Genomic DNA, 10,561 nt, shown 5'->3' with positions numbered 1-10,561 from the left:
GGGCGGGGCCCGGCGCGTCCGGTCAGCCGTTGAGGATGGACTCGATCGTGGAGTCGAGCTCCTCGGCGACCGCCTCGACGTCCTCGCCCTGCGCGAGGCGGACGAGCGCGTCCTGCATGACCTTCTGCGCCTCGACGTCACCCCACTTGGGCGTGGCCGGCGTCAGCTGCGCGTTGGCCGCGGCGGCCGCGGCGGCCGCCGTGACCTCGTCGTCCGGCAGCGCGTCCGCGAGGGAGACCTTGGCCGGGATGAGGCCGTTCTCCGCCAGGATCGTCTGGTACTCGTCCGACAGCATGATCGCGAGCGCGTCCTTGGCGAGGTCGGGGTTGGCCGACTTCGCCGCGACCGCGACGTTCGAGCCGCCGGCGAACACCTGCGCCGCGCCGCCGTCCTTGCCGGGCAGCGGGAACGCGTGCAGGTCGGCGCCGAAGGTCTCCGGGCAGCCCGGCACCTCCGCGTCGGCCTCGGCCAGGATCGACCACTTGATCCAGCTCGGCGCCGAGAGGAACGTCGTCGCGCCCTCGCAGAACGGCACCTGCAGGTTCGTCTCGTCGCCGTCCTTGGGCGCGTTCGACGCGTTCTGGAACAGGTCCTGGACCTGCGTCAGGCCGGCGATGCCGCCCTCGGTGGAGAAGCCGGCCTCCCACTCGTCGCCGTTCTGCTCCGCGATGTAGCCGCCGTTCTCCCAGACGAACGGGAGCATGTTGTACCAGTCCTGGCCGGGGAACCAGACGCCCGAGTGCGTCTCGGTCCGCGCGGCCTTCGCCGTGGCGACGTACTCGTCGAGCGTCGTCGGCACCGCGGCGCCGCCGAGCACCTGCTGGCTGTAGAACACCACGCGCGAGCCGGCGTAGTACGGCGCGGCGTAGAACGTGCCGTCCCACGTGCCGGCCTCGACGAAGCCCGGGAGCAGGTCGTCGCCGCCCAGCTCCTCCGCGACGTCGTCGAGCGGGGCGAAGAAGCCGGACGACGTGAACGTCGCCGCCTGCGTGTTGCCGACCTCGACGATGTCGGGGCTGTCGGAGCCGGAGAGCGACGTCGTGAGCTTGTCGACCAGGCCGGTCCACGACTGCTCCTGGATCACCAGGGTCGAGCCCGGGTGCTCCTCCTCGAACGTCTCCTTGAGGTACGTCCGGGCGTCCTCGGGCGTGTCCGTGCCGACGAGCCAGACGCGGATCTCGGCCCCCTCCGAGCCCCCGTCCGTCGCGTCGGTGGAGCCGCCTGCCGAACCGGACGAGCACGCCGTCAGCGTGAGCGCCGCCGCGAAGCCGGCGGCCGCGAAACGTAGGATCTTCACGTTGGGGTTCCTCCCATGAGCGAGGCGGTCGTCACGCCGACGACGCCGGGGGTAGCTGCCGACCTGATGACGGTCGGCTCGGGGTCGTCACGTGACCCCGAGCCGGCCTGTCGGCTCGGGACCGTCACGTGATCCCGAGCTGACCGGAGAGGACGAGCACGGCGGCGCCCGCGAGCGCCGCGTCCTCGTCGAGAGCCGCCATCCGCAGGCGCAGGTCGTGCCCGATGACGGGCATCGTCCGGGCGCGCACGGTGGCGAGCGCCGCCTCCCGCAGGGGTCCGTCGAGCAGCTCCGGCGGGCCGGAGAGCAGGACCTCGGCGAGGTTGAGCGCACTGGCGACGGGTGCCAGGGCGCGCCCCAGCATCCGGCCGACCGACGCCAGCGCGGCGTCGGAGTCCTGGGGGTCGAGGCCGGCGACGCGGCGGCGCAGGGCCGGCGCGCTCAGCACGGTCTCGAGGCAGCCGCGGCGACCGCACGCGCAGCCCTGCGCGTCCTCGCCCGCCGTGGTCTCGTCGACCACCGTCACGTGGCCGATCTCGCCGGCGGCGTGCCCGCGGCCCCGGACCAGCGAGCCGTCGACGAGCAGCCCGGCGCCGACGCCCTGGCCGACGGTGACGATCATCGTGCTGGCGTCCGCGCCGCCGAACGTGTACTCGCCGAGCGCACGGGTGTTGGCGTCGTTGGCGACGTGCACGGCGACGCCGAGGGCGGCGGTGAGCCGGGCGGCGAGCGGGACGTCGAACCAGCCGCGGTTGGGTGCCTCGCGCACGGCGCCGGTGTCGTCGATGACGCCGGGCGAGGAGATGCCGACGCCGACGACCGGGTGCGTGGCCGCGTCGACGAGGCGGCGGCAGACGTCCTCGACGAGGTCGACGGCGGCGGCGCCCGTGGTGCCGGCGCTGGGCTCGTGGATGCGCGTGACGACCTCGCCGTCGAGGGTCATGACGGCGCCGAGCACGGTCTCGTCGTCCGTGAGGTCGACGGTGACGACGTGGTGGTCGGCCGAGCGGAGCCCGACGAGGGTGGCGGGCTTGCCGACGCGTCCCTCGGACCGCACGCCGAGCTCGGCGACGAGCCCCTCCCCGAGCAGCGCCGCGACGAGGTCGGACACGGTCACGCGGGTGAGGCCGGTGCTGCGGGCGATGTCGGCGCGGGACGACGGGCCCTCGTGGAAGAGGTGGCCGAGGACGAGCGAGCGGTTGTGCGCGCGGGCGTGCTCCGGGAGCACCTTGGTGGTGGGGCGCAGACCGCGCCGCACCGGGTTGGTCGCGGGGCCGCCCGCCGACCGCGTCGTCGTCGTCACGTTTGTTAGTAGACCTTCCTTACAAATCTGCGTCAAGGAGGTGTCGTGACCGTGATCACATCGTGACCGCTGGTTCACAGGGCCGTAGCACGCGCGCACGACGCCACCCGCCAGGGGGCGGGCGGCGTGCGCTCTGGCTCAGCCGGCGGCGGCGACGCCGCGCGCGCCGAGCCACCCGCGCGCGCCGCGGTGCTCCACCGAGAGCGTCGCGCAGCGCACGCCCTCCGCCAGCGCCACGAGCGGCGTCGCGCCGCGCACGAGCGCCGCCGCCATCGCGCCGTGCAGCACGTCCCCCGCACCGAGCGTGTCGACGACGGCCCCGGGCAGCAGGTGCGCGGGGCGCACCGACGTGCGGTGCACCGCCGCCGCACCGGCCGTCGCCACCCGCACGCGGACCGGACCGGCGCCCGCCGAGCGCGCGACGAAGCGCGGGCCGTGCGCCGCCACGGCGTCGAGCAGCGCGTCGACGTCCTCGGGGCGCCCGGGGGCCGCCGCGGCCGGCGGCCGGAAGTCCGCGGACAGCACGGCGAGGTCGACGTGCCCGAGCAGCGCGTCCGTCCCCGGCTTCCAGCTGCCCCCGTCGAGGAGCACCGGGACGCCGGCCGCACGCGCCGCGCCCGCGAGCGCGGTCGCGACCCCGGGCAGGTGGCCGTCGACGAGCACCGCGGCGGCCCCCTCGAGCAGCTCACCCACGGGACCGTCCGCGACGACCTCCCCCGCACGGGCGCCGTTGACGGACGCCACCGCGCGCGCCCCCGTCGCGCGCGTGACCAGCACGGTCGAGACGGGCAGCACGCCCGGGCGCGCGGCGGCGAGGTCGACGACCTCCACGCCGGCGTCCGCGAGCCCGGCACGCGCCACGTCGGCGAGCGGGCCTGCCCCCAGGGCCGTGACGAGGCGGGCGGGCACGCCGAGCGCCACCGCGACGGCGGCGGCGTTCGCGGCGGGACCGCCGAACGTGACGTGCAGGTCGTCCGCGACGACCTTCTCGTCCGGCCCGGGCAGCGCCTCGACCGTCTGCTGCACGTCGAGCGTCGTCAGCCCGCAGCACACGAGCCCGCCGCTCCCCCACGCCGTCCGCCTCACCCTCCGATCGTCGCAGTGGCGCAGGTCACGCGCACTCCTGTGCCGCACCTGTTCTCATCGAACCGTCACGCTCCTGGGGCTTTTGTCCGATCCGCCCCACGTGGTCGGATGGCTCAGCAAGCGCTTCCCCTCTCGAGAGGCAGTTCATGTCCCCCTCCTCCACGCGCCGCCCCTGGCGCGTCGCCGTGGCCGCGGCGCTCACCGTGGCCGTCGGCGGTGCCCTCGGGCTCGTCACGGCCGTCACCGCGTCGGCCGCGACCGTCGACCCGTCCGCCTGGTACGTCCTCGTCAGCCGCAAGAGCGACAAGGTGCTCGAGGTCCGCGACGCCTCGACCGCCGCCGGCGCGGTCCTGCAGCAGGGCACGCGCACCGAGGCCACGGCGCAGCAGTTCCGCTTCCTCGCGTCCGGCGACGGCCGCTACCGCCTGCAGAACCGGCAGTCCGGCAAGGTCGTCGAGGTCGCGGGCGCGTCCACCGCCGACGGCGCCGCCGTGCGCCAGGCGACCGACACGGACGCCGCCCACCAGCAGGTGCGCCTTCTGGCGCAGTCGGCGTACGTGCGGCTCGCCGTCGAGCACTCGGACAAGGTGCTGCAGGTGGCGGGCGCCTCCAAGGCGGCCGGTGCGGCGATCACGCAGGGGACCGACGCGAAGTCGTACCACCAGCAGTGGCGGCTCGTGCAGGTGGGCACCGGCACGGCGCCGACCACCGCGCCGACGGCCACGCCGCGCCCCACGGCGTCAGCCACCCCGACGGCCTCGGCCACGCCGCGCCCGACGACCGCGCCCACGAGCACGCCGACCGCGGCACCCGGCACGTCCCCCGCCTGGCCGAGCGCGACGGGCCAGCAGAAGGTGTCCGCCACCATCACGATCTCGGGCACGCGCGACCTCGGCCTCGTGCGCCACTACGGGATCTCCTCCGGCGACCAGGGCGAGTCGCAGCCGCCGATGTTCCAGCTCGCCGACGGCGCGGTGCTCAAGAACGTCATCCTCGGCGAGGGCGCGGGCGACGGCATCCACTGCCTGGGCACGTGCACGCTGGAGAACGTGTGGTGGGAGGACGTCGGCGAGGACGCGGCGACGTTCAAGGGCACGTCGGCCTCCCAAACCATGACGGTCGTCGGCGGCGGCGCCCGCGGTGCGTCCGACAAGGTGTTCCAGCACAACGGCCCGGGCACGTTCGTCATCCGGAACTTCCAGGTGAGCGACTTCGGCAAGCTCTACCGCTCGTGCGGGAACTGCTCGAAGCAGTACGCCCGCACGGTGCGCGTCGAGGACGTCCGGGTCACCGCACCCGGCAAGTCCCTCGTCGGCATCAACTCCAACCTCGGCGACCGCGCGACCCTCACGGGCGTGACGATCGTCGGCGACGCCTCCCGCAAGATCGTCATCTGCGAGGAGTACAAGGGCGTCACCTCGGGCGAGCCGTCGAAGACCGGCTCGGGCCCCAGCGCGGCCTGCGGCTACAGCACCGCGTCCGTCACCTACCGCTGAGGCGGTCGCTCACGGGCGGGGCGTCGCCACGGCGGCGCCCCGCGTCCGCGGCCGGTCGACCACCGCCCACGTCGTCGCGCCGAGCACCGCGGCCGCGAGCAGGACCGACGGCCACGCGCCGAGCAGGTCCGCCACCACGTGCGACAGGACGAACGCGACGACGGCGACCACGACCACGGCGACGGCGGCCGCCCACCCCACGCGCCGGCCCGCACGCCACGCGCACCAGGCGCCGCCGGCGAGCAGCACCGCACCACCGAGCGCACGCACCCCCGTGCCCTGCGCGAGCGCGAAGCCGAGGACGAGGGTCGCGGCGGCGACCGGCCAGACGGGGAGGCGGCTCATGCCGCCCACTGTAGGCAGCGCGCCGGGCCGGGCGGCCGCGGAGCCGCCCCGACGGCGCGGGCGCGGGTGGCCGGACGTCCCGTGCGGGCCCCGCCCCCGCGGCCCTACGGTGGACCGTGGTCGACGTCGCCCGCGCCCGTGCGGCGCGGGCCCGCGGCCGTCGCACCGCCAGCACCCATCGCGCACCCGGAGGCCCACGTGCCCACGCCGCCCACCGACCCGACGACCACGAGCGCCTGGCAGGCCCTCTCGGAGCACGAGAGCACGCTCCGCCCGGACCTGCGCGGCTGGTTCGCCGCCGACCCGGAGCGCGCGAGCCGCCTCACGTTCGGGCTCGCGGACCTGACGGTCGACCTGTCGAAGAACCTCGTCACCGACGAGACGCTGGCCCTGCTCGTGCGCCTCGGCGAGGAGGTGCACCTGACCGACCGCTTCGCCGCGATGCTCGCCGGCGAGCACATCAACGTCACCGAGGACCGGGCCGTGCTGCACACGGCCCTGCGCCGCCCCGCCGACGCGGAGCCGCCGCTCGTGGTCGACGGGCAGCAGGTCGACGACGACGTCCAGGAGGTGCTCGGCAGGGTCGCCGCGTTCGCCGAGCAGGTGCGCTCGGGCGAGTGGACGGGCGTCACCGGCGAGCGCGTGCGCACGGTCGTCAACATCGGCATCGGCGGCTCGGACCTCGGCCCGGTGATGGTCTACGAGGCGCTCGAGCCCTACGTGCAGGACGGCCTCGAGGTGCGGTTCGTCTCGAACATCGACCCGACCGACATGGCGCAGAAGACCGCCGACCTCGACCCCGCGACCACGCTGTTCATCGTCGCGTCGAAGACCTTCACGACGCTCGAGACGCTGACGAACGCGCGCCTGGCCCGGCAGTGGCTGTGGGAGCGGCTCACCGCCGACGGGCACCTCGCGGACTCGGACGAGGCGCGCCGCGAGGCCGTCGCGAAGCACTTCGTCGCCGTCTCGACGGCGCTCGACAAGGTCGCCGACTTCGGCATCGACCCCGACAACGCGTTCGGGTTCTGGGACTGGGTCGGCGGGCGCTACTCGGTCGACTCCGCGATCGGCACGTCGCTCGCGATCGCGATCGGCCCGGACGCGTTCGGCGACCTGCTCGAGGGCTTCCACGCCGTCGACGAGCACGTCCGCACGACGCCGCTCGCGCAGAACGTGCCCTTCCTCATGGGCCTGCTCAACGTCTGGTACGTCAACTTCCTCGGCGCGCACACCCACGCCGTGCTCCCGTACGCGCAGCAGCTGCACCGCTTCCCCGCGTACCTGCAGCAGCTCACGATGGAGTCGAACGGCAAGTCGGTCCGCTGGGACGGCACGCCCGTCACCACGCAGACCGGCGAGGTGTTCTGGGGCGAGCCCGGCACCAACGGGCAGCACGCGTTCTACCAGCTGATCCACCAGGGCACGCGGCTCATCCCCGCCGACTTCATCGCCGTCGCGAACCCCGCCTACCCGCTGCGCGACGGCGAGACGGACGTGCACGCCCTCTTCCTCGCGAACTTCTTCGCCCAGACCAAGGCGCTGGCGTTCGGCAAGACGGCCGACGAGGTCCGCGCCGAGGGCACGGCCGAGGACATCGTCCCGGCGCGCGTGTTCTCGGGGAACCGGCCCACGACGTCGATCCTGGCGCCGGCGCTGACGCCGTCGGTGGTCGGCCAGCTCATCGCGCTGTACGAGCACATCACCTTCGCGCAGGGCGTCGTGTGGGGCATCGACTCGTTCGACCAGTGGGGCGTCGAGCTGGGCAAGAAGCTGGCGATGGAGATCGCCCCCGCGGTGCAGGGCGACGCGGCGGCGCTGGACGCCCAGGACCCGTCGACGCGTGCGCTCATCGCGCGGTACCTCGAGCTGCGCGGCTGAACCGTCCGACCGCGGTGCGTGCGGGTCCGTCGTCCCGGCCGTCCACGACGACGAGGACGACGGACCCGCCGGCGGGCGACGTCAGGCGGTGAAGCGCTCCGCGCGCTCGACCACCCGGCCGACGCCCGCCTCCGCGTCCCACGTGTAGACGGTGCGGCCCTCGATGAGCACGTGCTCGACGCGCGCGTGCACGTCCAGCGGGTCGCCGGACCAGACCACCACGTCGCCGTCGCGGCCGGGCTCGAGCGCGCCGACGCGCCCCTCCAGGCCGAAGAACGACGCCGGGTTGACCGTCAGCGCCTCCAGCGCCGTCTGCGGCGGCAGGCCCTCCTTCACCGCGAGCGTCGCCTGGTGGACCAGGAAGTTGATCGGCACGACCGGGTGGTCGGTCGTGATCGCGACCCGCACGCCGGCCGCCGCGATCGCGGCGAGGTGCGCGATGGAGCGGTCACGCAGCTCGACCTTCGACCGGCTCGTGAACATCGGCCCGAAGATCACGGGCACGTCGCGCTCGGCGAGCACGTCGGCGAGCTTGTGCGCCTCGGTGCCGTGGTTGATGACGAGCCGGTAGCCGAACTCGTCCGCGAGGCGCAGGGCCGTCGCGATGTCGTCGTGCCGGTGCGTGTGCTGGTCCCACACGAGCTCCCCGTCGAGCACGCGCGCGAGCGTCTCGAGCGCCAGGTCCGGCGCGAACGGCTCGCCCTTCCTCTCGGCCGCCGCGCGCGCGGCCGCGTAGTGGCGCGCCTTCGCGAACGCCTCGCGGATCACCAGCGCCGTGCCGAGCCGCGTCGACGGCAGCTGCTTGCGCTCGCCGTACACCCGCTTCGGGTTCTCCCCCAGCGCCGACTTCACCGACACCGACGCCGAGATCACCTGCTCGTCGACGGTCCGCCCGCCCCACGTCTTCATGGCCACCGACTGCCCGCCGATCGGGTTGCCGGACCCCGGCTTGACGACGACCGACGTGACACCGCCCGAGAGCGCGTCGCGGAACCCCTCGTCGTCGACGTTCACCGCGTCGACCGCGCGCACGCCCGCCGTGTTCGGCACGGTCATCTCGTTCGTGTCGTTGCCCGCGACGCCCTCGCCCTCCTCGTGCAGGCCGACGTGCCCGTGCCCCTCGACGAAGCCCGGCAGCACCCACCGGCCCGTCGCGTCGACGACGCGCGCACCCTCCGGCACCGCGACGCCGGCGCCGACCGCGGTGATCACGCCGTCCTCGACGAGCACCGTGCCGCCGTCCACGGGCGGGCCGACGACGGGGACGACGTACCCGCCGGTGATCGCGACGACGGACGGGCGGGCGGTGGTTCCGGAGCTCATGCGTCCCACCGTACGTCCGTCGGCGCGAGGGTCCGGCGGCCGGGACGGGGCGGTCAGGACGCCGGCGTCGCCACGCACCGCAGGCGCTGCGTGAGCAGGCTCCCGGTGCCCTGGTAGCCGAACTCGGTGGTGGCGCCCGCCGCGAGCCGGCCGTTCCACGCGGCGTTCGCGAACGTGCCGCCCGTGCCCGTCGCGCTCCACGCGTGCGCGACGGCCGGCGTCGGCCCGCCGATGAACGACACGCGCCAGCCCGAGACGGGGACCTCGCCGGCGCGCACGCGCACCGTCGCGACCCAGCCGCCGGGCCACGAGCTCGTCACCGTGTGGGTGGCCTGGCAGCCGTCGTCGGCGGTCGAGGGGACGGTCCACGAGGGGCTGGGCGCAGGCGTGGCGGTGGTGGTCGGGGTGGGGGTCGGGGTGGGGGTCGGGGTCGCGGTGGGGCTCGTGGTGGCGGTGGGCGTCGCGGTGGGCGTCGGCATGGGCGTGCCGGTCCCGCCGACGAGGCCGAGCGCACGCACGACGCCGGGGTACCAGGCCGCGGCCATGCGCGCGAACCCGCCCTCGTGCGGGTGCACGCCGTCGGTCGTGTCGCGTGCGGGGTCCCACCCGGTCCACTGGTCGACGACCAGCACGGGCGACGCGGCCGTCGACTCCGCCGCGGCCCACCCCGGCACCCGCGCGTTGAGGGCGCGCGTGCGCTCCGGGCACTCGGCGCACGTCGGCGGCGCCACGGGGATGATCTGCGCGACCACGACGACGACGCGGGGGTCGACCGCGCGCGCCTGACGCAGCAGGGTGGACCACGCGTCGAGCACCTGCTGCGGCGTGCGCGCGCTCCAGACGTCGTTCGTCGCGAAGTGCAGCAGGACCACCTGCGGCCGCGCGGCGGCGAACCACGCGGCGGCCTCGCCGGACGCCGCCACGGTCGTCACCAGCGCACCGCCGTGGCCCTCGTTGTCGCCGTCGTGGGCGATCCCGCAGCCCTGCGCCGGCAGGGAGCCGACCATGTCGACCGCGTACCCGGCGGCCGTCAGGTCGCGGTGCAGCATCGCGCGCCAGCAGCCCGGGTTGCCGGTGATCGAGTCGCCGAGCGGCATGACGCGCACGGGCGCGGCGGCAGCGGCTGGCACGGCGGCGGTGGCGGTGGCGGGCACGGCCGTGACGAGCGGGGCGGCGGTGGGAACGGCGGCGCGCGGGGCGGCGGCGCCCGGCACGGCGGCGAGCGCGCACGCGGCCAGGACGGCGACCAGCGCGCAGAGCACCGCGACCGCGCGGCGCAGGGGGTGGGTCGGCATGCGCACGGCTCCTTCGACGCGACGGCTCCCGGCGCCGCCGGGCGGCGCGGGCCGGACCGGCGCACGGGCCGACCCGACGAGCAGCCTGTCGCGGCCCCGCGCCGGCACGGGACCGTCGAAGCGTTTCACGGGAGGAGACGGACGGCCGGGCGCGGACCGCACGCCGGTGGTGGCCGGTGGGTCCGTCGCCGGCTCGCTCCTCACGCCCGCACCGTCCCGGGTCGCACGGGTGGGTACCCGCCGAGCTCGCCCGCCGGGTGCCGAGGTCGCCTGGTGGAACCGCCGACCTCGACGTCGCACCGGCGATCTCGGCGGTGGACCTGGGACCCGGACGGTGACCGCGCCCGACGGCGTCGGGCGAGCCCGCCGGACGGCGAGCTCCTGTGTCCTCCGCCCACCTCGCCAGGTGTGCGTCGACCTCGTCAGGTGTCCCGGACGAGGTCGGGGCAGATGTGACGAGATCGGGGTAGCGCCTCGGTGGGCGCCGGCCTGCCGTCCTGATCGGGCACGGCTTCGGCGGCAGCAAGAACGACGT

Annotated in this window: 8 protein-coding genes; 2 read left to right on the top strand and 6 right to left on the bottom strand. The window is 75.3% G+C overall.

The features are described 5' to 3' along the window. Positions 1-22 precede the first annotated feature (22 nt). From ACFUMH_RS16990 to ACFUMH_RS16980, 3 genes are all read right to left on the bottom strand, one after another. Complete coding sequence (locus ACFUMH_RS16990) at positions 23-1,297, bottom strand: extracellular solute-binding protein (protein ID WP_378208357.1); 1,275 nt, start codon at positions 1,295-1,297, stop codon at positions 23-25. Positions 1,298-1,421: 124 nt separating this feature from the next. Beyond that, a complete protein-coding gene (locus ACFUMH_RS16985; RefSeq protein WP_378208359.1) occupies positions 1,422-2,600 on the bottom strand; it encodes an ROK family protein in 1,179 nt (392 codons plus the stop codon). 138 nt (positions 2,601-2,738) lie between these two features. Further along, complete coding sequence (locus ACFUMH_RS16980) at positions 2,739-3,686, bottom strand: PfkB family carbohydrate kinase (RefSeq protein ID WP_378208355.1); 948 nt, start codon at positions 3,684-3,686, stop codon at positions 2,739-2,741. Positions 3,687-3,832: 146 nt separating this feature from the next. On the opposite strand from ACFUMH_RS16980, the gene ACFUMH_RS16975 reads away from it, so the two are divergent. Beyond that, on the top strand, positions 3,833-5,182 hold the full coding sequence (locus tag ACFUMH_RS16975; protein ID WP_378208353.1) for a pectate lyase: 1,350 nt from the start codon (positions 3,833-3,835) through the stop codon (positions 5,180-5,182). A 9-nt stretch (positions 5,183-5,191) separates the two neighbouring features. Here the strand turns inward: ACFUMH_RS16975 and ACFUMH_RS16970 are convergent, their stop codons facing one another. After that, on the bottom strand, positions 5,192-5,527 hold the full coding sequence (locus ACFUMH_RS16970) for a hypothetical protein (protein ID WP_378208351.1): 336 nt from the start codon (positions 5,525-5,527) through the stop codon (positions 5,192-5,194). 198 nt (positions 5,528-5,725) lie between these two features. Between ACFUMH_RS16970 and pgi the strand changes: the two genes are divergently transcribed. After that, a complete protein-coding gene (pgi, locus tag ACFUMH_RS16965) occupies positions 5,726-7,408 on the top strand; it encodes a glucose-6-phosphate isomerase (RefSeq protein ID WP_378208350.1) in 1,683 nt (560 codons plus the stop codon). 81 nt (positions 7,409-7,489) lie between these two features. Here pgi and ACFUMH_RS16960 read toward each other — a convergent pair whose 3' ends face one another. Then, complete coding sequence (locus ACFUMH_RS16960) at positions 7,490-8,731, bottom strand: amidohydrolase (protein ID WP_378208348.1); 1,242 nt, start codon at positions 8,729-8,731, stop codon at positions 7,490-7,492. Between the two features lie 53 nt (positions 8,732-8,784). After that, positions 8,785-10,026 carry a GDSL-type esterase/lipase family protein gene (locus ACFUMH_RS16955; protein WP_378208346.1) on the bottom strand — a complete coding sequence of 414 codons (1,242 nt, stop codon included), beginning with the start codon at positions 10,024-10,026 and terminating at the stop codon, positions 8,785-8,787. Positions 10,027-10,561: the final 535 nt, after the last annotated feature.

This window comes from Cellulomonas sp. NPDC057328 (genome assembly GCF_042667215.1).
Lineage (GTDB): Bacteria > Actinomycetota > Actinomycetes > Actinomycetales > Cellulomonadaceae > Cellulomonas.
This window is presented reverse-complemented; position numbering and strand designations above follow the sequence as displayed.